21 protein-coding genes and 1 pseudogene are annotated in these 24,599 nt (G+C 71.2%); 7 read left to right on the top strand and 15 right to left on the bottom strand.

The window, feature by feature from the left end; genetic code table 11:
- Positions 1-119: 119 nt before the first annotated feature.
- The 7 genes from ACFWJX_RS25295 to ACFWJX_RS25265 form a co-directional block, all read right to left on the bottom strand.
- The gene (locus tag ACFWJX_RS25295) at positions 120-986 is read right to left on the bottom strand and encodes a S1 family peptidase (protein WP_383247324.1); all 867 of its coding nucleotides are present in this window, start codon (positions 984-986) and stop codon (positions 120-122) included.
- A gap of 132 nt (positions 987-1,118) precedes the next feature.
- The gene (locus ACFWJX_RS25290; RefSeq protein WP_073492784.1) at positions 1,119-2,663 is read right to left on the bottom strand and encodes an RNA polymerase sigma factor; all 1,545 of its coding nucleotides are present in this window, start codon (positions 2,661-2,663) and stop codon (positions 1,119-1,121) included.
- A gap of 425 nt (positions 2,664-3,088) precedes the next feature.
- The gene (locus ACFWJX_RS25285; protein ID WP_383247320.1) at positions 3,089-3,976 is read right to left on the bottom strand and encodes a FadR/GntR family transcriptional regulator; all 888 of its coding nucleotides are present in this window, start codon (positions 3,974-3,976) and stop codon (positions 3,089-3,091) included.
- Positions 3,977-4,138: 162 nt separating this feature from the next.
- Positions 4,139-6,307, bottom strand: coding sequence for an ATP-binding cassette domain-containing protein (locus tag ACFWJX_RS25280; protein ID WP_383247317.1), 2,169 nt, complete (start codon positions 6,305-6,307; stop codon positions 4,139-4,141).
- Positions 6,308-6,523: 216 nt separating this feature from the next.
- Positions 6,524-7,282, bottom strand: coding sequence for an NUDIX domain-containing protein (locus ACFWJX_RS25275; RefSeq protein WP_383247314.1), 759 nt, complete (start codon positions 7,280-7,282; stop codon positions 6,524-6,526).
- 129 nt (positions 7,283-7,411) lie between these two features.
- Positions 7,412-9,493: a glycogen debranching N-terminal domain-containing protein gene (locus ACFWJX_RS25270; RefSeq protein ID WP_383247311.1), complete on the bottom strand. Its 2,082-nt coding sequence runs from the start codon at positions 9,491-9,493 to the stop codon at positions 7,412-7,414.
- 275 nt (positions 9,494-9,768) lie between these two features.
- Positions 9,769-11,517, bottom strand: coding sequence for a DUF4192 domain-containing protein (locus tag ACFWJX_RS25265; protein ID WP_383247308.1), 1,749 nt, complete (start codon positions 11,515-11,517; stop codon positions 9,769-9,771).
- Between the two features lie 291 nt (positions 11,518-11,808).
- On the opposite strand from ACFWJX_RS25265, the pseudogene ACFWJX_RS25260 reads away from it, so the two are divergent.
- The 4 genes and pseudogenes from ACFWJX_RS25260 to ACFWJX_RS25245 all read left to right on the top strand — a co-directional run.
- Positions 11,809-11,886: pseudogene (locus ACFWJX_RS25260) on the top strand (disulfide bond formation protein DsbA); the annotation flags it as partial.
- Positions 11,887-12,002: 116 nt separating this feature from the next.
- Positions 12,003-12,080, top strand: a complete 78-nt coding sequence (locus tag ACFWJX_RS25255; RefSeq protein WP_383247728.1) for a hypothetical protein — start codon at positions 12,003-12,005, stop codon at positions 12,078-12,080.
- Between the two features lie 277 nt (positions 12,081-12,357).
- Complete coding sequence (locus ACFWJX_RS25250; protein ID WP_383247305.1) at positions 12,358-12,654, top strand: MarR family winged helix-turn-helix transcriptional regulator; 297 nt, start codon at positions 12,358-12,360, stop codon at positions 12,652-12,654.
- Positions 12,582-13,043 carry a hypothetical protein gene (locus ACFWJX_RS25245; protein WP_383247302.1) on the top strand — a complete coding sequence of 154 codons (462 nt, stop codon included), beginning with the start codon at positions 12,582-12,584 and terminating at the stop codon, positions 13,041-13,043. Before ACFWJX_RS25250 ends, ACFWJX_RS25245 begins: the two co-directional genes overlap by 73 nt.
- On the opposite strand, the gene ACFWJX_RS25240 is transcribed toward ACFWJX_RS25245, so the two are convergent.
- The gene (locus ACFWJX_RS25240; RefSeq protein WP_383247299.1) at positions 12,944-15,097 is read right to left on the bottom strand and encodes a RecQ family ATP-dependent DNA helicase; all 2,154 of its coding nucleotides are present in this window, start codon (positions 15,095-15,097) and stop codon (positions 12,944-12,946) included. The genes ACFWJX_RS25245 and ACFWJX_RS25240 overlap by 100 nt on opposite strands.
- 376 nt (positions 15,098-15,473) lie before the next feature.
- On the opposite strand from ACFWJX_RS25240, the gene ACFWJX_RS25235 reads away from it, so the two are divergent.
- Positions 15,474-16,085, top strand: a complete 612-nt coding sequence (locus ACFWJX_RS25235) for a hypothetical protein (protein WP_383247296.1) — start codon at positions 15,474-15,476, stop codon at positions 16,083-16,085.
- Between the two features lie 337 nt (positions 16,086-16,422).
- On the opposite strand, the gene ACFWJX_RS25230 is transcribed toward ACFWJX_RS25235, so the two are convergent.
- The 3 genes from ACFWJX_RS25230 to ACFWJX_RS25220 all read right to left on the bottom strand — a co-directional run bounded on the left by ACFWJX_RS25230 (position 16,423) and on the right by ACFWJX_RS25220 (position 18,553).
- Positions 16,423-17,067: a hypothetical protein gene (locus tag ACFWJX_RS25230; protein WP_383247293.1), complete on the bottom strand. Its 645-nt coding sequence runs from the start codon at positions 17,065-17,067 to the stop codon at positions 16,423-16,425.
- Positions 17,068-17,135: 68 nt separating this feature from the next.
- Positions 17,136-17,837, bottom strand: coding sequence for a ribonuclease HII (locus ACFWJX_RS25225; RefSeq protein ID WP_383247291.1), 702 nt, complete (start codon positions 17,835-17,837; stop codon positions 17,136-17,138).
- A gap of 92 nt (positions 17,838-17,929) precedes the next feature.
- Entirely contained in the window at positions 17,930-18,553 is a 624-nt protein-coding gene (locus ACFWJX_RS25220) for a TetR/AcrR family transcriptional regulator (protein WP_383247725.1), read from the bottom strand.
- A gap of 189 nt (positions 18,554-18,742) precedes the next feature.
- Here ACFWJX_RS25220 and ACFWJX_RS25215 point away from each other — a divergent pair, with 189 nt between their 5' ends.
- Positions 18,743-20,290, top strand: coding sequence for an MFS transporter (locus ACFWJX_RS25215; protein ID WP_383247288.1), 1,548 nt, complete (start codon positions 18,743-18,745; stop codon positions 20,288-20,290).
- A gap of 358 nt (positions 20,291-20,648) precedes the next feature.
- Here the strand turns inward: ACFWJX_RS25215 and ACFWJX_RS25210 are convergent, their stop codons facing one another.
- The 3 genes from ACFWJX_RS25210 to ACFWJX_RS25200 form a co-directional block, all read right to left on the bottom strand.
- Entirely contained in the window at positions 20,649-21,554 is a 906-nt protein-coding gene (locus ACFWJX_RS25210; protein ID WP_383247285.1) for an ADP-ribosylglycohydrolase family protein, read from the bottom strand.
- Positions 21,544-22,224: a histidine phosphatase family protein gene (locus tag ACFWJX_RS25205; protein WP_383247281.1), complete on the bottom strand. Its 681-nt coding sequence runs from the start codon at positions 22,222-22,224 to the stop codon at positions 21,544-21,546. Before ACFWJX_RS25205 ends, ACFWJX_RS25210 begins: the two co-directional genes overlap by 11 nt.
- Before the next feature lie 120 nt (positions 22,225-22,344).
- Entirely contained in the window at positions 22,345-22,950 is a 606-nt protein-coding gene (locus ACFWJX_RS25200; protein WP_383247279.1) for a YdbC family protein, read from the bottom strand.
- Positions 22,951-23,105: 155 nt separating this feature from the next.
- Here ACFWJX_RS25200 and ACFWJX_RS25195 point away from each other — a divergent pair, with 155 nt between their 5' ends.
- The gene (locus tag ACFWJX_RS25195; protein WP_383247278.1) at positions 23,106-23,639 is read left to right on the top strand and encodes a TerD family protein; all 534 of its coding nucleotides are present in this window, start codon (positions 23,106-23,108) and stop codon (positions 23,637-23,639) included.
- Between the two features lie 54 nt (positions 23,640-23,693).
- Here ACFWJX_RS25195 and ACFWJX_RS25190 read toward each other — a convergent pair whose 3' ends face one another.
- Positions 23,694-24,443, bottom strand: coding sequence for a hypothetical protein (locus ACFWJX_RS25190; RefSeq protein ID WP_383247275.1), 750 nt, complete (start codon positions 24,441-24,443; stop codon positions 23,694-23,696).
- Positions 24,444-24,599: the final 156 nt, after the last annotated feature.

The raw sequence follows: 24,599 nt of genomic DNA, 5'->3' as shown, positions 1-24,599 counted from the left end.
AACTTAACATCCGCGCTCACTTTCGGCTTAAAACGCCGCCCCCCCCCGGCCCCGGGGTGGTGGGGGGCGCCCCCCCGGGCGCCCGGGGGGCGCCCGCCCGCACTCGTTCGAAAACCGGCTCAGCCGCCGCGTGACGCCCGTGCGCCGCCCGGCAGCGCGGCCTCCCAGCGCAGCGTTCTGACGATGTCGGACACCCGCGTGTAGACGCCGGGGCTGCCTGCCCGCCCGCACCCGTCCCCCCAGGACACAAGGCCGATCAGTCGGCCCTGGGCGACCAGCGGCCCACCACTGTCCCCCTGACAGGAGTCGCGGCCCCCCTGGGTCTCCCCAGCGCACACCATCGTCTTCGCCCGGTACGAACCGTCGGCCGGCCCTGGGTACGCGTTCTCACAGACGCTGTCCCGCAGTACATGCACACGGGCGGCCCGCAGCCCATGGGCGTAGGCGCCGCCCCCCGTCGTGTCTCCCCAGCCGTAGACCATGGCCTCGGTGCCCGGGGCATACGCCGGATCACCGGCGCCGGTCATGGTGATGACCGACGCCTGTGGGAGTGACTCGGCCAGCTTGAGTACGGCGAAGTCGCCCGAGTTGCTGTAACTGTCGTAGGCCGGGTTCACCCAGATCTCCCTCACGGCGATCTCCTGACCCGCGTCCGAGGAGAGGTCCGTACGACCCGCGACGACCGTCAGATCGTGCGCCCGGTCCGGAGAGACCCCCAGGACTTCCTCGCCCATGCAGTGGGCCGCGGTGAGCACCGTGGTCGGGCCGACGGCCACTCCCCCGCAGAACTGTCCCGACCGCATACCTCCGAACCGGTCACGGCTCGACAGGGCGACGGTCCAAGGGCTGTCCGACACATCGACCGGGAAGCCACCCACCACGACACCGTCGGAAGCCGCCGGAGCGGCGGACACCAGCGGTATGGCCATGGCCGCGGTCAGCAGGACCAACGGACTAGTCAGCACCCGGACAAAGCGACGACGCATGCACGCTCCTCACTCAGGAGTGATCGTTGGACACCCAGAGTGATCCAGCCCACGGCGCCGCGCACCCGCGGGCCAAGCCGAAGGCCCGGCCCCCGAGGGGGGCCGGGCCTTTCGCTGTCGTACGGAGTCGACTCAGTCGAGGTAGTCGCGCAGCACCTGCGAACGCGACGGGTGACGCAGCTTCGACATCGTCTTGGACTCGATCTGGCGGATGCGCTCGCGCGTGACGCCGTACACCTTGCCGATCTCGTCGAGGGTCTTCGGCTGACCGTCGGTGAGACCGAAGCGCATGGAGACCACGCCGGCCTCGCGCTCGGACAGGGTGTCGAGGACGGAGTGCAGCTGCTCCTGGAGGAGCGTGAAGCTGACCGCGTCGGCCGGGACGACGGCCTCGGAGTCCTCGATGAGGTCACCGAACTCGCTGTCGCCGTCCTCGCCCAGCGGGGTGTGCAGCGAGATGGGCTCGCGGCCGTACTTCTGGACCTCGATGACCTTCTCCGGGGTCATGTCGAGTTCCTTGGCCAGCTCCTCCGGGGTGGGCTCGCGGCCCAGGTCCTGGAGCATCTGGCGCTGCACGCGCGCGAGCTTGTTGATGACCTCGACCATGTGCACCGGGATGCGGATGGTGCGGGCCTGGTCGGCCATGGCGCGGGTGATCGCCTGACGGATCCACCAGGTGGCGTACGTGGAGAACTTGTAGCCCTTGGTGTAGTCGAACTTCTCGACCGCGCGGATCAGACCGAGGTTGCCCTCCTGGATGAGGTCCAGGAAGAGCATGCCGCGGCCGGTGTAACGCTTGGCCAGAGAGACCACCAGACGGAGGTTGGCCTCCAGGAGGTGGTTCTTGGCCCGGCGGCCGTCCTCGGCGATGATCTCCAGCTCGCGCTTGAGCTTGGGTGCGAGCTTGTCGGCGTTGGCCAGCTTGTCCTCGGCGAACAGGCCGGCCTCGATGCGCTTGGCGAGCTCAACCTCCTGCTCGGCGTTGAGCAGAGGGACCTTGCCGATCTGCTTGAGGTAGTCCTTGACCGGGTCGGCGGTGGCACCGGCGGCGGCGACCTGCTGGGCGGGCGCGTCGTCCTCATCCTCGTCGGAGAGGACGAATCCGGCGTTCTCCGTGCCCTCGGGCTCGTCGCCCGTCTTGGGGGTCGTCTCCTCGGCGGCCTCGTCCTCGACCAGCTCGGCGTCGTCCTTCTTGCCGGCGGTCTTCTTCGCTGCCGTCTTCTTGGCGGGGGCGGCCTTCTTCGCGGTCGCCTTCTTGGCGGCCGTCTTCTTGGCTGCCGCCTTCTTCTCGGTGGCGGCTTCGTCTGTGGGGTCGTCCACAGCGGGGGCGGCCGGAGCGGCAGGGGAAGTGGCGGTGGCCTTCCTGGTGGTCACCGTCTTCGCCGCGACCGTCTTGGTGGCGGTGCGCTTGGCCGGACTCTTCGCTGCGACGCTCTTTCGGGTGCGCTTGGGCTCTGCGGCACTGACCATCAGCGTCACACCCTCTTCCTCGAGGATCTGGTTGAGGCTGCGCAGTACGTTCTTCCACTGAGTGGCCGGAATCTGGTCAGCTTCGAAGGCCCGACGCACATCGTCGCCGGCGATCTGCCCCTCAGCCTTTCCCCGCTCAATGAGCGCCATGACAGAGACGGACTCGGCGATCTCAGGCGGGAGCGTACGGGATGTGCTGGCCGACACGAACAACCTCTCGGAACGTTGGAAAACGGCTTCCGGCCCCGTCCACTACGGACAGGAGCCGACCACCGGCCTTGGGGATGGGCCGACGGTGCGGGCGGGGGCCGGGGAAGTTGCACAGCGCCTTGAACGGCGTCCGTATTCCCTCCGCGGCTGTCACCTCTTAGGTCATCGCGTTGCTTCCATGAGCGTTACGCCCAATCTTCGTGGCCCGAGTCACACCGCGTAAGCGCTCAAAAACGATCAGACAAGGGCAGATAGGGTCACCCGCAGTGTCTACCCACACCGTTGCGGTCCAATCGGCCTGGACGCGCGGTCGGACCCCGCAGGCCCGTGGCGGGTCCTGCGGGGTCCGACGGGGGGCGGGGATGGCGGGGGACGACGCGGGAGGGGAAGGCATCCCCGGCGGCCCCGCCCGTGATCTGAGGTCAGTGCTCGCGGGGCGCCGGGACGACCCGCTCCACCTCGGGGTGGACGGTGAGCAGCTGGCGCATGGCCGCTTCGGCACCGGCGCCGTCGCCCGCCGCGAGGGCGTCGGCGATCCTGCCGTGGTGGCCCAGGGACGCCTCGGTCGGCCGGTCACAGCCCGTGACCGGACCGCCGGAGACCTGAAGGGCGGAGGACACGATGCCGGAGAGGTGCTCCAGCATGCGGTTGCCCGCGATCTGGATGAGCAGCGAGTGGAACTCGGCGTCGGCCCGGGAGTAGGTGAGTGCGTCGCCCTGACCCATGGCGTGTCCCATGATCTCGACCATGTCCGACAGGCGTTGCTGGACGTCCTCGCGCCCGTGCCCGGCAGCGAGACGGGCGGCGAGCGGCTCGATGGTCCAGCGCAGCTCGCTCAGCTCGCGCCGCTGGCTGTCGCGCTGCGGGCCGAAGGCACGCCACTCGATGATGTCCGGGTCGAGGAGGTTCCAGTCACTCACGGGACGCACGCGCGTGCCGACGTTCGGCCGGGCGCTGACGAGTCCCTTGGCCTCCAGGACCCGGAGCGACTCACGGACGACGGTGCGGGAGACCTCGAAGCGCTGGCCGATCTCCTCGGGCACGAGCGGGCGGTCGGCACCCAGATCGCCGGAAACGATCATCTGGCCGAGCTGCTGGACGAGTTGGCCGTGCAGCCCGCGTCCGCGGCTGCCCGCGCCACGCCGGCCGACACGGCCCAGCTCGGGTTCCGCACCCTCCCAGACAGAGGTGCCGACGCGGTCGGCGGCGGGGCCCTCCGCGAAGGGGTAGCGGTCGAGTTCGCCCGGGCCGGCCAGACCGGAGTCGGTGGAGCGGGCGGCGGTCATCATGGTGTGCGCAAGGGTACTCACGGATCTTTTGTCGGCGCCCCTTCCAACTCCCTTGAGGTCTTTGGTGAAAAGCACACGAAAGGGTGATCGCTCACCCCGTCGCAATTGACGCCTTATCGGAAAGAAATGGACTTTACTCGGGGAGTTGCACACAAGCCGGTCCCAGATGGGCATGGACGGTCGTCACCGGACCCGGCTGCGCAGGGTTGTGAGCAAATACGCGCACAGCAAGCCGCTCAGCGACAACGCCAGGGCCCCGCCCACAGGTTGAGTGACCAGCCGCAATGCGGCTGCGACATAGCGGTCGCCCCCGAAGGGCCACTGCGAGAGCAGCACTTCCCGCAGCCGCACCGACATCCCGGCGGCGGCCCGCACGGACGCGCTCTCCACGGCCTTCTGTACGAGCGGTACGACGGCCACCGGTACGGCGACGACCGCCGCGAGCCCGGCCGTGGTGGACCGGAAGACACCCGCGGCAAGGACACCGGCCCAGGCGCAGCCGACCGTGAGTGCGAGCCAACTCCCACTCAGTTGCAGCCAGTCGGCGGGAACCTGCGCGAGCTCCCGTCCGTGGACGAGATAGAGCACTTCGGCATTGCAGCCCACCGTGAGGAAGGCCAGCGTCAGCGCGGTGAGGGCGGAGACGATGAGCTTGGCGGTGAGCAGACCCAGTCTGCGGGGCACGCTCCCGCGATCGGCCGCCAGGGCGGGGTGGCGGAACTCGTCCCCGAAGGCGAGCGCGCCGAGCAGGCCCGCGCCGAGCGCGGCCGGGGGCAGCGGCAGTTGCACGGGCCAGGCGGCCAGCAGTCGCGCTTGCGAGGTGTGCCCGATACGGGCCAGGAGGAGGGTGGTGAGGGCCGAGACGAGAAGGACGGCGGCGCCGGTGAGGAAGCCGGTGCTGACGCCGCAGGCGCGGCGCAGTTCGTAGCGGAGAGGGCGGAGCGGGCTGGGGGCGGAACGGACTGCGATGGGCGGTGGCAGGGCCGGCAGGGCGCCTTCAAGGACGCGGGAAGGGCCCTTGGCCGAGGTGCGGGTGGGTTGAGCGGTGCCGGCCGCGGAGTCGTCGGTGGCAACTCCGGGCGGGGCCGACTGACCGACGGGCTGCGTCGCGTCGGCAGCGGTGGGTCCTGCCCCGACGGCTGCGGGCGCGGTCGGCTCCCCGACGGAAGCTGTCGTCTCGGCGGCGGTGCGTTCTGGATCGGCGGAGGGCGACGGGGGGCGGGTTCCGGTGGGAGGGGAGGCTGCGTTCAGGTCATCCGGGGAGGTGCCGTCGGCTGCTGCGGCGGGAAACTCGGCGCCGGAGACGTCGTCGGACGCCGGGAGGTCCCGGAAGTCACCGGCACCACGCCGGTCACGCCAGTCACTGGGATCAGCTGAATCGCGGGGGCCACGGGCGTCGGCGCGGTCTGGCTCGCCGCCCAAGTCGCCGGTTTCCTGCCCGGCGGGCTCCCCGTCCGTGGGCCGGTCGTCGGCTCCGGGCCCCATGTCGCCGACCTCGTCGGCGAGTTGGTGGACGAGGATGCGGTGCCGGAACGCGGCTTCTCCGATGTCGGCACAGCTACTGCCGTACACGGAGAGGCGGTTGCCGCCCTCCTGCACGACCTCGACGGAGCGCCGAGCGGTACGGGCCTCCTTGGTGAGCAGGGCAGCCAGGCGCACGGCATGCGGGCTGCGGACGGCGACCCGGGGGCGCAGCCGGGTGCGGGCGAAGTCGGCGGCCTCCTGGTCGGCGACGAGCCTGCCCTGGTCCAGGGTGACGACCCGGTCCGCGGTGCGGGCGGCCTCCTTGGGGTCGGCGGTGGTCGAGAGGACGGTCCCGCCCTGGGCCGCGTGCGCGCGCAGCAGGCCGTGCAGCCACCGGCTTTCGCGCTCGGAGAGCCCGTCGGCCGGATTGTCGAGCACCAGGGTGTGCGGGTCCGCGAGGAGGGCGCAGGCGAGGCCGAGTCGACGGTCCATGCCGCGGGAGAGCGTGCCGATGCGTTCGTCGCGCAGGCTGACCAAGCCTACCGCTTCGAGGACTTCGTCGGCTCGTCGGCCCGGAACACCGGCGGCCGCGCACAGCATGCGCAGATGACCTCGGACGGAGCGGACGGGATGTCCCGGCACGTCGCCCAGGAGGACACCGACCTCGCGTGACGGGTGGGCGATGCGGTGCAGGGGGCGGCCTCTGAAGTAGGTGAGGCCTCGGCCCTGTTGAAGTTCGAGCATGAGCCGCAACGCCGTGGTCTTACCCGCGCCGGCTGCTCCGAGCAGCACGGTCACGTGTCCCGCGCGCGCCTCGAAGGAAACGTCGTCGAGCGCGAGCGGGAGGCCCTTGCGGGGATTGCTGGTCAGTCCGAAGGCCTGGATCACCCGTAGCAAGATAGCGCGCTATGTCCCGTTTTGAGGTATAGCGCGGCTGGCGGCAGGGCGGTGATCGGCTCAAGGGGGCAACCGCCCTGACCGGCAAGGCGATCGACACGGACACGTGGGCCTCGCGCGGCGACAGCGACAGCGACAGCGATGGCATGGTCGGCGGCCCGAGGCGGTCGAGGCCGCGTCACTCACTTCTTGGTGTGTGCGCCGGGATCAGACCTCGGGCCGCAGCATCGGGGGGTTGAGCAGGGTCGCGCCGCCGGCGTGGAAGAGCTGTGCGGGACGGCCGCCCTGACGGGTGGTGGTGCCGCCCGTGGGGACCAGGAACCCTGGGGTGCCCGTCACCTTGCGATGGAAGTTGCGCGGGTCCAGCGCCACGCCCCACACCGCTTCGTAGACGCGGCGCAGCTCGCCGACGGTGAACTCGGTGGGGCAGAACGCGGTCGCCAGCGACGAGTACTCGATCTTGGAACGGGCCCGCTCCACCCCGTCCGCGAGGATCTGCGCGTGATCGAAGGCGAGGGGCGCCACCGGTTCGCCGTCACGGCCGTGACCACCCTGTTGCAGCAGCTCCTCGACCGACGCCCAGCGCGCGTTGCTGGCGTCGCCGCCCGCGCGTGGCGCGGGCAGGTCGGGGGCGAGGGCGAGGTGGGCGACGCTGACCACCCGCATCCTGGGGTCCCGCTTGGGATCACCGTAGGTGGCGAGCTGTTCCAGGTGAGCGCCGTTGTCCTGGTCCGGGGCGGCTGGGCCGTGGGCGCGCAGTCCGGTCTCCTCGGCCAGTTCGCGGGCCGCGGCCTGGGAGAGGTCCTCGTCGTCCCGCACGAAGCCGCCCGGGAGCGCCCACCGCCCCTGGAACGGCGGCTCGCCCCTGCGCACTGCCAACGCACACAGGGCATGGCGACGCACGGTCAGCACGACCAGGTCCACGGTGACGGCGAAGGGCGGAAATGCTGACGGGTCGTAGGGCATGCGGCGATCATAGTCGTCTTCCTGACGATAAACACTCCCTCCGTCGGCCGCTTCGTCGGCTGATCCACCGCGGTCCGGGCGTTCGTCAGGACTCGTTCAGGCTGTCGGCCAGTCCTCTGTCGTGCCAGGTCAGGTGCCCAATTGCAGTCCTTCGGCCGCTTCCTCGACCAGGGCCAGACCGAGTCGGCTGACCCGTACGGAGAAGGCGGCACCGGAGATCCGCAGTCCCGTCATTCCGAGTTCGCCGAGGGGTGCGCTGCGCAGGGGGCGCAGGGTCACGGTCCCGGCAGGAGCATCGGGCCGGATGCCTGCCGGAGTGGTCAGGAGCAGGACCCCGGCGGCGGCCGCGGTGGCGGCGGGGCGGCAGGCGGCGGGGTGCGGCAGCGGAGCACTCCCCTCGGTCCGCTGCTCCCCGCCGTACATCTCGGGGAGCCTGTGGCCGAAGGTCTCGGCCGCGGCCAGAACGCCTCGCAGCAGGGACCCCGCCTCCTTCTCGTACCCCGCCGCCGCCAGCCCCGAGACGCCGATCGCCGTCTCGTGGACCCGTACGGCGCCGCCGCGGTGGCCGAAGGGGTTGTGACCCACCTCTTTCGCACCGAGTCCGCGCAGCCCCCAGCCCGAGTCCATGACCGGGCTGCCGAGGAGCCGGGCGAGCTGTTCGGTCTGCACCTTGTCGAGGAGGCCCGGGGCGTACGCTCCGCCGCCCAGCAGGCCCGTGTCCAGGAGGTGGACGGTGCTCGCTCCCAGGTGCGGCACCGGGCGACCGTCCGGGGTCCGGGCGGCGGCGGGCCGACCCCCGCCCGGATCGTCGATCCAGAAGTCCTTCCGGAACGCGGTGCGCAGCGCCCGCGCCCATTCCCGGAGCCCCTGCCCGCCCGGTCTGCCCAGGGCGTCGAGCAGGTCGGCGCCGAGCAGTGCCGCACGGTGCGCCTGGGCCTGCGTCTCGCACCGGACGGGCCCGCAGGGCTGGGGATCGCAGAGGTAATCGCCCTCCCCCACGGCGTCCCGTAACCAGGTCAGGCAACGCTCGGCCGTCGGCAGCAGTTCCTCCGTCTCCCGTTCGGGCAGTCCCCAGCGGCGGGCCTCCGCCAGGAGCACGGGGAAGAGCAGGGTCGCCTCCGTCCCCGTGCAGCCCGGAGGCAGGTGTGCACCCGCGTCACGCCGTGGGCCCGGGATCATGCCCGTCCGCGGCCCCTTGCCTCGGACTTGGGTGCGGGCGAGGGTGCGCAGTGTTCCGGCGGCGAGCCGCGTGCCGAGGGGCAGCGTCATGCGGGCCGCGGCCAGCGCCTCGGCGGGGGCCGGTCCGCAGCGCCAGGGGGCTCCTGCGGCGAGGTGGGTGTCCATGGGGTGCGCGGGGTCGTGTACGAGGAGGGCCTCCAGGTCCTCGATGCTGGTGCGCAGGAACTGACGGACCCGAGGGTCGTCGCCGGTCGCGTGGGCGGCGGCCAGGGGACTTGTCGCGGCACGTCCCAGCGTCCGCACCGGTCCCGCCCCCTCCAGGCGGACTCTCAGCTCCACGGTCACGCTGCTGCCCGGAGGCACGTCGAACTCCCAGCGCAGAAGTCCGGCGGAGGCGAGCGCGTCGGCGGGCGGCGGGTCGGCCGTGACGCAGGCGTTCCCTGCGGGGCTGGACCAGCGCAGGCCGGAATCGTGGACGCTGGCGGGCAGCTCGGGTCGGACGGTGCCGGCCGCGATGGCGCCCAGGTCCGCCAGGTCCGTGCCGAGGGCGACCTCCACCGGCAGGCGCAGCGGGCGCATGGCGGCGCTGTGCAGCGTGATGCGCTCGACGCCGTCCGCGGAACGGGTCCGCTCGACGAGGACGTCCGGGTCCGGTCCCCCATGCGGTGTGGCACGCAGGGTTCCGACGAAACGGGCCCGGTCGGCCGACTGCATCCGCGCCTGGACCACGAGCGGTTCGCGTCCGGCGATGCGCACCTGGCAGCGGGACAGGACGCGCCGGCCCGCCCGGTAGTACCCCTCCAGTCCACGCCCGGTGAGCTGCCCCTCTGCGGTGGAGACGGCGAGACCCGGCAGGGCGACGCAGATCAGCGCCGTGTGGACGGGGGGCAGTTCGGTGGGGCGACGCAGGATCGCCTCCTGGGCCGGTGGCACCGCGCCTCGCGGGGACTCCGGCGGGAACTGGGCTGCCGGGCCTCGCGGTGGGAGGCCTGGGCGTTCGTCGGTGGCTGAGGGCGGAGTCGGCTGATGCATGAGGTGACTTCTTCTGCTCTCTGAACGCCTCGGGCAGGGTCGACGGCGGGCTTCGGCAGGGCACGGCGGCACGGCCCGTGCGGGCTGTCCGCCACTCAGGTGAACGGAGCCGGGCTCCACCAGGTCACGCCCTTGGTCGCGGCGGCCCACCGGATGGCGGTGGGGCGATTGGTCGGGCGCACTCCTGGCGTGCCGGGTGCGGGCGGTCGCCCGGCCGGTCCAGCAGGACAACCGACCGAGCATCCCCCGCAGTGCTGCGCCGATCCGGTACCGGATCACTTCTGCCCGTTGATCTCGTGGTCGTCGGCACGGCGGCTCCGCCGCTGTGCCGAGGCCTTGTCGGAGGCGCGGGTGCGCGAGCGCGTCTCGCCCCACCCTGGCGCGGTGGGGCGCGTCGAGCCGGCGGAACGCGCACGGCGCCGCCGTCGGCCGACAGCCGGTGAAGAGGCCTGCGCCGATTCCGAAGCGCAACCGGTCGAACCGTCGGCATCAGATGCCGCAGCACGCTCGGCTTCGCCCCGACCGCTGGTTTCGTCGGCGCCGCTTTCGTGACTCTCGGCCCCGACTTGGGCCGCAGCTCCGGCTCCCGCTTCCGCTCCAGCTCCAGCTCCAGCTCCAGCTCCAGCTCCAGCTCCAGCTCCAGCTCCAGCTCCAGCTCCAGCTCCAGCCGGATGGTCGGCCCCTTCTCCCGTCTCCTCCTCCCCGCGGACCTCGCGTTCGGCGCGCAGGCAACGACGGACCGACTCCGGGTCGAGACCCTGGTTGCAGGCCTGGTGCAGGAGACGGGCGAAGAGGTAGCTCGGGTCCGCTCCCAGGGCCATGGCGAGGGCCTCGCGGGCCTCCAGTTCGTCACCGGTGGACCAGGCAACCCAGCCGGCGAGGGTGAGCGGGGCCGCCGCGTGCTCGCCGTAGGGGCCGACGCAGCGGCGGGCCAGCGCTCGCCAGAGGCGCAGGGCGGGTGCCGCCTCCTCGCCCTCCATCCACTCGGCCGCGCGATCGCGGGTCACACGGTCCTGGAGGCCGAGGATGAGGGCCGCGGCTTCTTCGGGGGCCAGAAGCTCGTCGTCCCCGCGGTCGCCGAGGAGGGCGCCGGTCACCGTGGGTGCTTCGGAGAACCGGCGGATGATGCGCGCGGCCAGTGCGATGGTCTCCTCCGCGACGGCCGCGCGGCTCACGTCGCGGAGCATCTTCGGAACAAGGGCCATGCCCGCGGTGTCGAGGGCCACTTCCTGTTCCACGGCGACGCCCGTTTCCAGCGGAAGCAGGCGGGCCCTCAGCTCCCGAAGCGTGCCGCGCACCTGGATCCCGGCATACGTGGCGGCCGCGGCCAGCACGGATGTGCCTGGCAGGCCCATCGGCGCTCCTTCGACCGGGCAGCAGTCCGCGCCCGAGCAGCAGTATGACCAGAAGCGGCCGTCCGAGATGCACAGCGCCTCGATCACCGGGATGTCGAGCCGGCCGCATTCGACACGGAGCCTGTGCGCGAGCGGCTGGAGGCGCTGCCTCACCTGACCGCCCGTCTCGCCCTTCGCCGGATCCTGGCAGAGGTACGCGACGATCTGTGCGGGGCGGTCTCCCCTGCGTTCGCTGCCGGTCACGAGGCCCTGTGCCAGCTGCCGGGCCACCGCGGGCCAGTCGTCCGGGTTGGCGGGGATACCGAGGCGGGCTCGGCCGCCGAACCTGCCCCTGCCGCCCCGGTCGTGGAGGGCGACGAGCACGATGCTGTCCTCGGGACGGTACCCGAGCAGGTAGGGCAGGGCGTCGGCCAGCTCGGCCGGGGTGCGCAGGGTGACCTGATGTGCGGGTCCTTCGTCGTAGCCGGGGTCTCCGTCGTACGCGGGGCGTCCGTCGTAAGGGATGTGGCCTTCGTACGCGGTCTCCCGGTCGTAGACGGCGGCGTGTTCGTACGCGGCCTCACCGCCGTACGCGGCCTGGCCGTCGCACGACCCGGGGCCGGTACGTCCCGCCCGTCCGGTGATGTCGCCGTTTTCGAAGGAACCAGTCGTTTCGCTGTGATTCGTCATGTGCAGACGATCTCGCGGACTGCGAGATTCCGGTTGAGCCTGTGGATAACTCCGATCAGGGACACGTCACCACCGGTCGGACTCGCCCCGGAATCGGGACCGTCAGGAAGCCCGACAAAGACGTCATTTACGCTTCTAAGCTCCTGAAAAGTCAACGGGCAGAGGTGATCTGATGCTCCATCAGGCTGTGCGGGTCGAGCAGGCCGCCCCGCAGAGGCCCTGACTTCCGCGTCCCCTCCGCCACCACCCGTAGGGGGGACCCCATGATCCAGAAGCGATCCGGCGGACGCCCTGGCCGACGCGGGGCTGCCGGACACCCTTGCGGCAGCCGGTGCCTCCACCGCGTACGACGAGGAGTTGCGTGCCTCGCACGCCGAGGCCGTCAGGCTGCTCGGTCCACGTACCGGCACCCCGGTGGTCGCCACCGGGGCCCCGACGGCTCCGGACCGCCCTCCGGTGGCCTTCTTGGACCGGTCGTCTCGCGGGTGCCGAGGGGCGAGGCGGCGGGACGGCTGTGGGATGCGACGCTGCTGGTGGCCGGCACCCTGGCTTCCACGAGCTGAAGGGACGCCCGCCGTCCCGGCCCCGGACGTCCGCGGCCGGGACGGCACGGCGTGATCGCACGCGGCCGGTGGCCGCCTGAATCCCCTTCAGCTCAGCAGTTGGCGAGAGCGCCGCAGACGTCGAGCACGGCGCCGGCGCTCAGACAGCCGCCCGCATCCTGCTCGGAGGTCGGGTACCGGGCGCGCGACATTCCACGTCCCCACGCGCGGCGTACCGCCGGGAGACGAAGATCTCCGCCGGGTCGAGGTGAATCCGTCTTGTCGAGGTGAATCCGTCTTGAGGACACACGTCCCGTATCTCCTGGCCGTGGCGAGCACGGTGGTCACACGCCGGGTCGACGAGCGGCTGTACGGCCACGACCTGACCGTGCGTCAGTACGGCCTCCTCGCGCAGCTCTCGGCCGAACCCGAGCTGGCCATGGCGGAGCTGGCCCGCCAGCTCGGCATCGCCCGTCAGCCGGTGCACCAGTTGGTCAACGAGCTGGTCGCGGGGGGGGGCATGTGCGCCGACGTTCAGGCGCCGACGACCGGTCACGCCGGCTGGAGATCACCGACCCCGCCCGCTATCTGCTGACCCGGATCGACGGGCCGTTGGAGCGGGTGGAGGCGGAGCTGCTCGGTGATCTCACCGCGGAGGAGGCCGAAGCGCTGCGCGGACTCCTCCAGCGCGTCGGGGCCCACGCCACCGACGACGAGGCGTGGCTGCCCGGCCGGGACGGTGAATCGGCAGCTCGACAGCTCGGCGTCGCCGCTCGAAGCAGCGTCCGCTTCAGCGGCATCGGGCGCGGGCCGGAACCCCCTGAGACCAGTACAAGCAACGAGTCGGTCGCCTCCCCGCACCTGCCGCCCCCCGAACGGAAAGCTCACCCCGCCCCGGCAAGGACGAGCGGAAGCACCCCCTCACTGCCTGCCCGGCGAAGGAGCCGGGCCGCGACCGCGAGCGTCCAGCCGGAGTCGGTGTAGTCGTCGACGAGCAGCACAGGACCCGGAGAGGCCGCCAGGGCGTCGGCCAGCTCCTCGGAGACGGTGAAGGCGGCCGAGAGCGCCCTGAGCCGCTGGGCGGAGTTGCTGCGGCGTACCGCGTGGGCGCCGCCCTGCCCGGTGTACGTCAGGGCGCCCAGGAAGGGGAGGCGGCCGATGGTCGCGACGCCCTGGGCGAGGGAGCCGACCAGCTGCGGGCGGGCCAGGGACGGGACGGCGACGACGCCCACGGGCCGGGGCGAGGCGTCCGGCACGTTCGGTGCCCAGCCGCCCGGGGAGCGCGCCCAGTCGGCGAGGACGGACACCGCGGCCTTCAGGACGTCGTCGGGGACGGGGCCGTCCGGCGCGTTCTCGGCCAGCAGGGGGCGCAGCCGGTTGCCCCAGCCGATGTCCGAGAGGCGGCCCAGGGCGCGGCCGGTGGAGCACTGCTCGCGGGCGGGGATACGTCCCTTGAGGTCGATGCCCAGGGCGGGCATGCCCGTCGGCCACATCCGGCGCGGCTCGACCTCCACCCCGGGACGGTCCAGCTCCTTCGTCGCCCCGGTGAGGGCCTCGGCCGAGACCGAGGAGTCGATCCAGGCGCCGGCGCAGTTGTCGCATCGGCCGCACCGGACCGCGCCCTCGTCGTCCAGCTGCCGGCGCAGGAACTCCATCCGGCACTCGGTCGTACTCACGTAGTCGCGCATGGCCTGCTGCTCGGTGGCCCGCTGCCGGGCCACCCAGGCGTACCGCTCGGTGTCGTACGTCCAGGGCCGCCCGGTGCTCTCCCAGCCACCCTTCACGCGCTTGACCGCCCCGTCCACGTCAAGGACCTTCAGCATCGTCTCCAGCCGGGTGCGACGAAGGTCCACCAGCGCCTCCAGGGCCGGCACGGACAGCGGCCGTCCCGCGTCGGCGAGAGCCGCGAGGGTCTGGCGGACCTGCGTCTCGGGCGGGAAGGCCGTATCGGCGAAGTAACGCCAGATGGCTTCGTCCTCCTTGCCGGGGAGCAACAGCACCTCGGCGTGCTCCACCCCTCGGCCCGCACGGCCCACCTGCTGGTAGTAGGCGATCGGCGACGACGGCGAGCCGAGGTGGACGACGAATCCCAGGTCCGGCTTGTCGAACCCCATGCCCAGCGCGGAGGTCGCCACGAGCGCCTTGACCCTGTTCTGCTGGAGATCGACCTCTGCCTGGAGCCGGTCGGCGTTCTCCGTGCGGCCCGTGTACGAGTCCACGGTGAAGCCGCGCTGCCGCAGGAAGGCGGTGGCCTCCTCGGCCGCGGCGACCGTCAGCGCGTAGATGATCCCCGAGCCCGGCAGCTCCTCCAGGTGCTCGGCGAGCCAGGCCAGGCGGTGGGCGGCGTCCGGCAGCCGGACGACGCCGAGCCGGAGGCTTTCCCTCTCCAGCGAGCCGCGCAGCACCAGGGCCTCGCCGGCGCCGGTGCCCAGTTGCTCGGCCACGTCCGCGGTGACGCGCGCGTTGGCCGTCGCGGTGGTGGCCAGGACCGGCACGCCGGGGGCCAGGTCGCCGAGCATGGCCCGCAGCCGGCGGTAGTCGGGGCGGAAGTCGTGGCCCCAGTCGGAGATGCAGTGCGCCTCGTCGACCACCAGCAGGCCGGTCGTGGCCGCCAGCTTGGGAAGCACCTGGTCACGGAAATCCACGGAGTTGAGGCGTTCCGGACTGACGAGGAGGACGTCGGTCTCGCCGCGCTCGACCTCCTTGTAGATCGTCTCCCACTCCTCCGGGTTGGCCGAGTTGATGGTGCGTGCCTGGATGCCGGCCCGCTCCGCCGCCTCGACCTGGTTGCGCATCAGGGCAAGGAGCGGCGAGACGATCACCGTCGGCCCGGAACCGCGCCGGCGCAACAGAGCTGTGGCGACGAAGTACACCGCCGACTTTCCCCAGCCGGTGCGCTGCACCACCAAGGCCCGTCGGCGCTCCTCGACCAGGGCCGCCACCGCCTGCCACTGGTCCTCCCGCAGCCGCGCCCCCGGCGCACCCACCAGTTCGGCGAGGATGGCGTCTGCTTCGGTGCGGAGCTCCAGGTTGTCCATGCCCCCATGCAACCCGATGGCACTGACAATCGGCCACCTCACCCTGAGTGAGCGAGCGCGGCCACGGGCGTACGGCCGGAACGAGAGGCGGTGCCACCTGCGCGCCGGTCGGGAAACGCCGCGTCTCCAGCAGGTGAACGTGGAGTGCAGGGCCGGCGCGCGCGTCACCCTGCGCTCATGGGGTAAGGATATAAGACACTCTCCGCCACATAAGGGTCGCCGGCCCCAATTGCTCGTTGCCGCATCCAAGTTCGACAGGAAGAATTGAGTTCCGCTCCCCGCACGGCTCGCCCGTGGTCCGGTAGGGCTCTGCTGCGGTGTGCCCGCCCCCGAATCCGACCGCCCGCAGGTGTGGGCCGTAGCCGAAGGGAGGCTCGTGACCCTCGGATTCGCTCCGTCCTCGGCATCGTTGTCGACGTCCGCCGCTTCCGCCAACCGCTTGCTCGAACCCGCGGAGTGGGCTTCGGCCGGCATTCCGCTGCTGCGCAGCCCGCGGGAGGTCGTCAGCGGCCTGCACGCACGTCATCGGCCGAAGCCCGCCACCGCGATCGTGGCCGTGCTCGACCCGGACGAACGGTTGCTGGCCAGCGCCTCGTTCACGCGACGCCAGGCACAGGCCGACGGCTGGATGTTCCGCAACGCGCTGCTCGCCCAGTTGCGCCGCGTCATCCCGCACGATCTGCGACGCCGTACCCCGGTGCGCACCGCCGTGCTGCTCTACTGCCGTGAGGGCGACGGGGGTTGGACGGAGGAGGACGGCGCCTGGATGTGGGGTCTGCGTGACGCCTGCACGCTGCACGGGCTGCGCTGCGGGGCGTACATCACACTGACCCGGGACGGCTGGCAGGTCCTCGGCGAGGGCCGCGGGGGCCGCCGTCCCCACGCCGATTCGGAGCCGGAGCCGTTCGCATTGTCCGAGGCGCCGCCGCCGCTGCCGCGGACCGGCGGCGCAGCCTCGGAGGTGCTGCGCCGCGCGGCCGCCCGCTGAGAGCGGCCGACTCCCCCGGCCGAGTCGGCAGGAACGATCCGCCTTCATCGGACAGGGGTCCCGGAGGACCGTGACCGTGCACACGGCGCCGCGTCGCGCCGCATGACGGTGGACACCGAGGACGGGATACCTGGCACCGCTCGTGACGGTGTCCGCGCGGCACGGCAGCGCACAGTCGCACGCCCGTTCCCCCCTGACGCCAGAGCCCGCCCGGACGCACGCCGAGGCGGCGCACCCGGAATTCCTCAGGTTCGCGCTTGCGACGACCCACTGCGGAAAGGCCGCGAGGGCGGCGCCTCCCGCATCTGCACTCTCTCCGGGACGACCGGAAGTCGGCTCAGGTGCCTGCGCCCAGCACCGAGTTGATCTCCTGCGGGTCACCGCAGACGATCAACAGGGCACCGGCCCGTGCGTGGGCCAAGGGCAGTGCGGTGGCGACAGCGCTACCGGGGCCGCCGTTGACCGCCACGACGACTACGGGACGCACCGCCGCCCGTTCCAGCGCGGCAGCGTCGGCGTAGAAGACGTCGTCCCCCGTGTCGTGCTGCGCCCAGTAGGACGCTTCACCGAAGGACAGTTCGTGGGCCGCCCACGGGTGCAGTTCGCCGGTGGTGAGCACCAGCACCTCACCCGGGGCGCGGCCCGACTCGAGAAGCAGGTCGACGGCCTCCTCGGCGGCGTCCAGCGCGCCCTCGGCCGAGGCCGGGATCAGCTGGATCTGGGGAGTCGCCGAAGCGGACACGGTAGCGGAAGCAGCAGAGGCGGCCGGGGCCGAAGGTCCAGGCGTGGCGGCCACATCGCGCGGCGTGCGCTGCACGGGCGGCGTGGGCCGGACAGGACCAGGCCGACCGGGACGCGACGGAGCCGCGGGACGGGGACCGGGTACGGGTCGAGGGGTCGGCGCTGTGCGGCCACTGGCCGGAGTGGCGCGGGGACCCTGGGCACTCTCGTGAATCTGAGGCTCCTCGGGAATGAGAGGCATGGGCTGATATCTATCAAACGTTGGTGCGACTCGCGCCAGCGGGTGGCACATCAGTGCGAACGGAACGGTCAGAAGTCGAAGCCGAGCTGGCCCTCGATCTCCGGAGCACGTCCGTTCGCCCAGCTGCGGGCCTTCTTGAGGTGCCGCCACTGGGGCAGCGCATCAAGATACGCCCATGACAACCGGTGGTACGGGGTGGGTCCCCGCTCCTCCAGTGCGGCCTTGTGCACGGGGGACGGATACCCGGCGTTGTCCGCAAAACCGAAGTCTGCATGGTCGGTACCCAGTTCGGCCATCATTTTGTCGCGCTGCACCTTGGCGAGCACCGAGGCCGCGGCGACCGCCACGCACGACTGATCGCCCTTGATCACCGTGCGGACCCTCCAGGGGTCGCCGAGGAAGTCGTGCTTCCCGTCGAGGATCACCGCCTCGGGACGCACCGGCAGGGCGTCCAGAGCACGCACGGCGGCGAGCCTCAGGGCGGCGGTCATCCCCATGTCGTCGATCTCCTCCGGGGAGGCGTGCCCCAGTGCGTACGAGGTCACCCACGTCTCCAGTTCCACGGCAAGCTGGTTGCGGCGCTTGACGGAGAGGAGCTTGGAGTCGGTGAGGCCCACGGGAGGCCGGCGCAGTCCGGTGATCGCCGCACAGACGGTGACGGGGCCGGCCCACGCACCACGGCCCACTTCGTCCACGCCCGCGATGACCTTGGCTCCGGTCGTGGCACGGAGGGAGCGCTCGACGGTGTGAGTGGGTGGTTCGTACGCCATGGCGGCCTTAGCCTACGCCGCCCGGATCCCGTCGCGACACCCCGGCCCCCGGCACCGCCCGCACGATCACCGGGGACGCGTCGGCACCCCGCTCAGTCCGCGACCGGACGCAGCAGCGGAAGCACGAGCTGGTCCATCAGCTCTTCGATCTCGCGATCACTCCATTCGCTGCCGCACATTTTGGAGCGGTACATCATCATGGCCGGGATCGCGTCCAGGACATAGCCGTTCATCGCGTCCGACCGCACCTCACCTCGTTCGATTCCCCGGCTGATGACCTCACGCAGAAGCTGAACGGTCGGCTCGACGACCCCCTCGACGATCAGGGTATGGAAACGCTCCGCCTGGTTCGGATCGCACTCGTGAATGATCGAACGCAGCGCGAAGCCGGGACGGGAGTACATGGCGTCACGCGCCTTGCGCGTGAGGACCATCAGGTCCTCACGCACGTTCCCGAGATCGGGCACCGTGTCCAGTCGTGGCAGTCCGGCGCGCAGGGCGTCGGCGACGAGGTCCTCCTTGGACGGCCAGCGACGATATACGGCCGCTTTGCCGGTCTGGGCTCCGGCCGCAACCCCTTCCATCGTGAGGCCGTTCCACCCCACCGTGCCCAGTTGATCCAGGGCGGCGTCGAGGATCGCGCGTTCGAGTACGACGCCGCGCCGACGGGAGGAGGCCGCCTGAGCGGGAGCGGCCGTCCAGCGCGAAGTAACCATCTGTATGTCTCCAGCGAGCAGGGTGAGCGGGGGGTCGGGCGCGGGGAGCGACGGGGCGCCGTGGGTCGCGGCGACGGACACATCGAGGCAAGGCGCCGTAGTGAACGCTTGCGTTCACTACGGAGGACTCACTACCGTTGACGCGGCAGTGAACGCCACCGTTCACTAAGGCACTTGTGGGGACCCATAGTGACGACCTCTCCGTTGATCCAGAACCAGAAACCGGGCGCGCCCCGCCGTGAAGGGCATCCCGGCATCGCGCTCACCGTCATCGCGGCGTGCCAACTCATGGTGGTACTCGACGCGACGATTGTGAACATCGCCCTCCCGCACATTCAAGACGCGCTCGCATTCAGCACCACGGACCTCACCTGGGTGGTCAGCGCCTACACCCTGACCTTCGGGGGTCTGCTCCTGCTCGGTGCCCGCGCCGGCGACATCCTCGGCCGGCGCCGGGTGTTCATGGCCGGCATCCTGCTGTTCACCTTCGCCTCGCTGCTGGGCGGGCTGGCCCAGGAACCCTGGCAGTTGCTGGCGGCACGCGCCCTCCAGGGCGTCGGAGGTGCCATCGCCTCGCCGACCTCGCTGGCGCTCATCACCACCACCTTCCCCGAGGGCCCGGAACGGAATCGGGCCTTCGGCGTCTTCGCCGCGGTCTCCGCGGGCGGCGGAGCCATCGGTCTGCTCGCGGGCGGCATGCTCACCGAGTGGCTCGACTGGCGCTGGGTGCTGTTCGTCAACGTGCCCATCGGCCTCGTCATCGCCGTCCTCGCCCCGCTGTACATCGGAGAGTCCGAACGACACCCCGGGCGCTTCGACATCGCGGGCGCCCTCACCTCCACGGTGGGAATGGCGTCCCTCGTCTACGGCTTCATCCGGGCCGCCGAGAAGGGCTGGCGGGACGAAGTGACCCTCGCCGCCTTCGGGATCGCACTGGTGCTGCTGATCGCCTTCGTGTTCACGGAGATGCGCGCCAAGGAGCCGATCACTCCGCTGAGGATGTTCGCCGACCGCAACCGCTCCGGCACTTACGTGATCATGCTGAGCCTCGCCGCAGCCATGTTCGGCATGTTCTTCTACATCGTGCTGTTCGTGCAGAACGTGCTCGGATACAGCCCGATCAAGGCGGGTCTCGCCTTCCTTCCCGTCACGGTCGCGATCGCCTTCGGCGCCGGTCTGTCGCAGCGGTTCCTGCCGGTTCTGGGCCCCAAGCCGTTCATGCTCGGCGGCTCCTCGCTCGTGGTGGTCGGGCTCGTCTGGCAGACCTTCATCACTCCGGACAGCTCCTACGTCGGCGGAGTGCTCGGACCGATGGTCGTGTTCGCCTTCGGGATGGGCCTGAACTTCGTGACGGCGACGGTCACAGCGGTGTCCGGCGTCAACCAGCACGAGGCGGGCGCCGCGTCGGGCCTGCTCAACGCCATGCAGCAGGTGGGCGGCTCGATCGGACTGGCCCTCCTGACCACCGTCTTCGGCTCGGCCAGCACCGCCGAGGCGGAGAAGCAGGTACCGAAGTTCCTCGCCGAGGGGTCGGCGGAACAGAAGGCCGACTTCGCGGCCACCCAGCAGTTGCCCGCCCCGTGGGGACACGAGGTCCTCGCCCATGGGATCTCGACGGCCTTCATCCCGGCCGCCGCGATGGCCCTGCTCGCCGTGGTGATCTCCGTGCTGGTCATCCGGGTCCGCAAGAGCGATCTGGAGGCCCTGTCGGGCACGGCGGGCCCCATGGTCGGCTGACGGAGAGCGATCACGGGCCCCCGGCCTCGGACTGTCGTCGACGAACCTCGTGGACGTACGTCCGCGGCCGTATGCCCGGCCACCCGCCCCACCCGAGCCGATGCGCACCCGCCCGCCGAGCAACCCGGCCGCGACCGAGGACACCAGCAGGACCATCCACACCACCGACCTCATGACCACCCCACACCCCCCACAGCCGCTCGTGCCCTCTCCGCCTCCGTGCTCATACATCGCACAGCGGATGCCCGAACAACGCGCGGCCGGTCACGCAGAGTTCCCGCCGAACACGGATTGTTCACATCGGGTGGGCAGGAAGGGCGGGCAGCGACCGCTCAGTGGGACGACCAGGCGGCGCCGCTCAAGCGGACGAGGGAACCCAGGCCGGAAATGCCTCCACCCGCTCCGTCCAGGCGGCGGGAGGCCTCCCGGCCTTCCCGGAGGCGATGACGCCGCCCACGATGGCGCAGGTCGTGTCCACGTCCCCACCGACCTGCGCGGTGGTCCAGAAGGCCTCCTCGTAGTCGCCGAGAGAGCGGGCCGCGGACCAGAGCGCGAACGGCACGGTGTCATGGGCCGTCGTACGCCGTCCGCAGCCCAGGACCGCCGCGACGGTGCCGGCATCGCCGTAGTCGAGCATGTCCCGGGCCCGCCGCAGCCCCGCGGTCACCGCGCTCTTGGGGATGAGGCCGATGACGCCTTCCAGGAGGGCGTCCGCGCTGGGCGGACCTCCCGGCGCACCGGCCAGCGCGGCTGCCGCGGCGACGGCCATGGCGCCGACCACGGCCTCCCGGTGCTGGTGCGTGGGGTAGGCGGAGATCTCCGCCTGATGGGTCGCCTGTTCTGGATCGTCGGCGTACCAGGCGCCCAGGGGGGCGATCCGCATGGCCGCACCGTTGCCCCAGGACCCCTGGCCGTTGAACAGGGCAGCGGCGAGTTCACGCCAGTCGCCGCCCTCCCGGACCAGTCTCAGCAGCCGGTTGACGGCGGGGCCGTAGCCGCGGTCGAAGTCGTGGTGCGCCGCGAAGGAGTGGGCCAGGGCGTCCTGGTCGATGCGGTGGTGGGTGGCCAGGACGGCGACGACGGAACAGGCCATTTCCGTGTCGTCCGTCCACTGCCAGAGGCCGGGCGGCAGTCCGCGGTGCTTCAGCAGCGGGTAGTGCGCCGGCACGAAGAACTGCGAGCCCAGCGCGTCCCCCACCGCGAGTCCGCGCAGGGCGCCCAGGGCGCGTCCCAGGCGCCCCTCGGAGGAGGAGTCAACGGTCATCGCTCTGCCACTCTCCAGTGATCCCGTACGGCTCCGGATGCCGCCAGCGGCCGAACGGCCGGTCGAGGGCGTACTTGCCGTCGTCCCCGAGAACGAGTATCCGCATCTCGGCGTTCCCCGGATTCGACAGGGACTCGAACTCGGCGACCGTCCAGTGGAACCAGCGCATGCAGAAGAGTCGCATGGCCAGACCGTGCGTCACGATCAGCACGTTCGGCGGGTGGTCGGGTGCCTCGAAACTGCGGAACAGGCTCTCCAGGAAGCCGCCGACCCGGTCGTACACGTCCGCCCCGCTCTCCCCCTGGGCGAAGCGGTAGAAGAAGTGCCCGTACGCGTCACGGTAGGCCTTCTGGAGGCGGACGTCGTCGCGGTCCTGCCAGTTCCCCCAGTCCTGCTCGCGCAGCCGGGGTTCCTCCCGTACGCGTATGAGGTCGGGGTCGAGATGGAACGCGCGGAGGGTCTCGTGCGTGCGCCGGTAGGGCGAGACGTACACGCTGACCCGCTCGTCGCCGAGCACCTCCCGCAACCGCTTGCCGGTCTCCTCCGCTTGTTGCCGGCCCCGCTCGGTCAGGGGCAGTGCGTGGTCGGGTTCACGCTCGTAGACGGTGTCATCAACATTGCCCGTTGACTCCCCGTGCCGGACAAGGACGATGCGCCGTGGTCTTGCCATGCGAAAACACTAGATCGGGTGGCGGCCGATCGAGCACTCGTACGGCCTCCATACGGCGTAGGTCACACGAAACCCGCACCCAGGAGGCGCTTCGGAGGGCACGATCAGAGGGTCCGGATCTCAAACCGTCCAGGTGGGTTCCAGTTCGACGATGTCGCCGGTGAGGGCGGAAACATCCGCTTCCGTCTGTGCGCGCAGCGCGAGCCGCTCTATCCGCTCGGCGCGGTACTTGCCGTGTTCGGCCTGAGAGCGCCACATCGACAGGACCAGGAACTCGTGTCCCGGCGCCTCGGCGAACATGCCCCGGATCATGCCGGGCGACCCGGCCATGGCCGGGTTCCACACCTTCTCCTGCATCAGGGTGAAGTGTTCGGCACGTTCCTCGTGGACCCGGCACAGCGCGACCCGAACCAGGTCGCAGTCGGTGAAGCGGGGTTCGAAGCCCGTCTTCACGTCGAAGCGGTAGTCGAACAACCGGGCCTGGGCCTCCTTGAAGGTGCCCGCCTGGGCGGTCGCGAGCCGGTCGTGGGAACGCGCCATGAAGGAGTCGTAGAAGGCGCGGCTCTCCCAGAACGCGAAGACATGCGCGACCGAGGGTCGTCCCCTGCTCCAGCCCCCGCCCTGTCCCCGGAATCCCGGCTCCCCCAGAAGCCCCGCCCACTTTCGCTGCCCCCGCTCGAAACCGCGGCGGTCCACCACGGTGCAGCGAATCCACTTGACCAGCACCGCGCCATGGTAAGGCCAGCAGGCGTGGCGTCGGTCACTCTTGGGGGCCCCGGCATCCGTGCGGGCCGCCACGCGAGCGTGGCAGGATGGACAACCGGCCCTGATGAGCGGCCAGTTCGGCGCGACAGCTGACGGGGACGGGGAGGGACAGACCGGTGAACGGCCTCAACAAGGGGATCCGCAAGGTCGAGATGGCTCTGAAGTGGGACCCGAGTCCGGCGGGTGAGCCGCCGACCGACCTGGACATAGTGGCCGGGACCTACCTGGCGGACGACCCGGGGGGCGAGCCCGCCTACGTGGTGCACTTCGACAGCCGCTCCCCCGACGGCACCATCACGCTCAACCGTGACAGCACGGACGGCAAGGGTTTCGGCTGGGACGAGGTCATGACGATCGAACTCGACCGGCTGGACGCCCGGTACGCGCGCGTGGTGGTCGGTGTCGTCATCCAGCAGCGTCCCGCGGAGCGGACCTTCGTCAGCGTGATCAATCCGGCCTTCCGGATCCGCGAGGGCTACACCGAACTGGCCGAGGACGACTTCGGCGGGGTGCTCGGCGCGACGGCGGCCACCGTCGCGGAGTTCGTGCGCGACCCGGTCGACGGCTGGTCGCTCCACGACGGCGTACAGGGCTACGAGGACGACCCGGCGACGTTCACCAGGATCATGGGCCGGCTGCGCCGGTCCTGAAGCGCCGGTGGGACTCGGACGGCACTGGTGGAGCCGGCCCTCGGCTCCACCAGGTCATCCAGGCTCGGCCGACGTCTCCGAAAAGGCCCGCAGCCGGAGATTCGGCGCTACGTCGGTCGCCAGCCACGTCAGCCGCTCGTCCCCGTGCGCGAGGCCGCTCCGGGCCACTTCGCACCACTCCCGACGGTCGATGAGCGCGAGATAGGACGCACGGGCCTCGTCCCAGCGCTCCTTGATTCCAGGGACCTCATGGGACTGGAGAGGGGTCTCCTGGGTGACGTAGTGGGCGACTGTCGCCACGGCGAAGTAGCGCTCCGCCGTCGGCCCCAGACGCCGTAGATGCCGGACATGCGCTTCCATCAGGGCGACCGCGTGCGGATAGCGGCGGAGTGGGGTTCCCATTCCCTCGCAATACGTCATCACGTGGAGGATCCGCCCGGTCTGGTCCACCACTTCGGCATCGGCCCCGGACTCCGCGACGGCCTCGTGCAGCGCCGTCGCTCTCGCGACGGTGTCGGCGAAGTAGCTGTTGAGGAAGTCGCCGTCGAGGGCTCGGCGCAGCAGCCAGGGCCGGACGGCCGGGTGCTCATCGACATGTCGGCACAGTGCGTCCACCGCATGGACCCGGCCCCAGGCCGTCACGCGGTCCGCGAGCCAGATCAACGCGTCGACTCCGCCCGGCAGACGGTCGAGGGCCCGGACCGCGAGAGGGCCGAAGCCGTTGGACAGCAGGCCGATGGTCTGGATCCTGGTGATGTCGTCCGACGTGGCGCACTCGGCGAGCACGGCCAGGCCGACGGCCACGGCAGCGGCATCGGTTCCGTGCCGGACCAGCCATCTGCCCGCCTCCCGAGCCCTTGGCCCCGGCGCTCGCCGGACCGCCTCGGCGACACGTTCGTCGTGACGGAACGGCACAGGAACGGACCTAAGGCGGCGGGCCAGTGCGAGCGGCGTCGGGCT

Source organism: Streptomyces sp. NPDC058335, assembly GCF_042723915.1.
GTDB lineage: Bacteria > Actinomycetota > Actinomycetes > Streptomycetales > Streptomycetaceae > Streptomyces.
The sequence above is the reverse complement of the archived record's forward strand: the minus strand, read 5'-3'. Positions and strand labels throughout refer to the sequence as shown.

Excerpts from the sequence above, each read along its gene's own strand:
- ACFWJX_RS25295 (WP_383247324.1), bottom strand. The coding sequence starts at position 986 with ATGCGTCGTCGCTTTGTCCGGGTGCTGACTAGTCCGTTGGTCCTGCTG.
- ACFWJX_RS25275 (WP_383247314.1), bottom strand. The coding sequence starts at position 7,282 with ATGCCCTACGACCCGTCAGCATTTCCGCCCTTCGCCGTCACCGTGGAC.
- ACFWJX_RS25270 (WP_383247311.1), bottom strand. The coding sequence starts at position 9,493 with ATGCATCAGCCGACTCCGCCCTCAGCCACCGACGAACGCCCAGGCCTC.
- ACFWJX_RS25265 (WP_383247308.1), bottom strand. The coding sequence starts at position 11,517 with ATGACGAATCACAGCGAAACGACTGGTTCCTTCGAAAACGGCGACATC.
- ACFWJX_RS25240 (WP_383247299.1), bottom strand. The coding sequence starts at position 15,097 with ATGGACAACCTGGAGCTCCGCACCGAAGCAGACGCCATCCTCGCCGAA.
- ACFWJX_RS25230 (WP_383247293.1), bottom strand. The coding sequence starts at position 17,067 with ATGCCTCTCATTCCCGAGGAGCCTCAGATTCACGAGAGTGCCCAGGGT.
- ACFWJX_RS25225 (WP_383247291.1), bottom strand. The coding sequence starts at position 17,837 with ATGGCGTACGAACCACCCACTCACACCGTCGAGCGCTCCCTCCGTGCC.
- ACFWJX_RS25220 (WP_383247725.1), bottom strand. The coding sequence starts at position 18,553 with ATGGTTACTTCGCGCTGGACGGCCGCTCCCGCTCAGGCGGCCTCCTCC.
- ACFWJX_RS25210 (WP_383247285.1), bottom strand. The coding sequence starts at position 21,554 with ATGACCGTTGACTCCTCCTCCGAGGGGCGCCTGGGACGCGCCCTGGGC.
- ACFWJX_RS25205 (WP_383247281.1), bottom strand. The coding sequence starts at position 22,224 with ATGGCAAGACCACGGCGCATCGTCCTTGTCCGGCACGGGGAGTCAACG.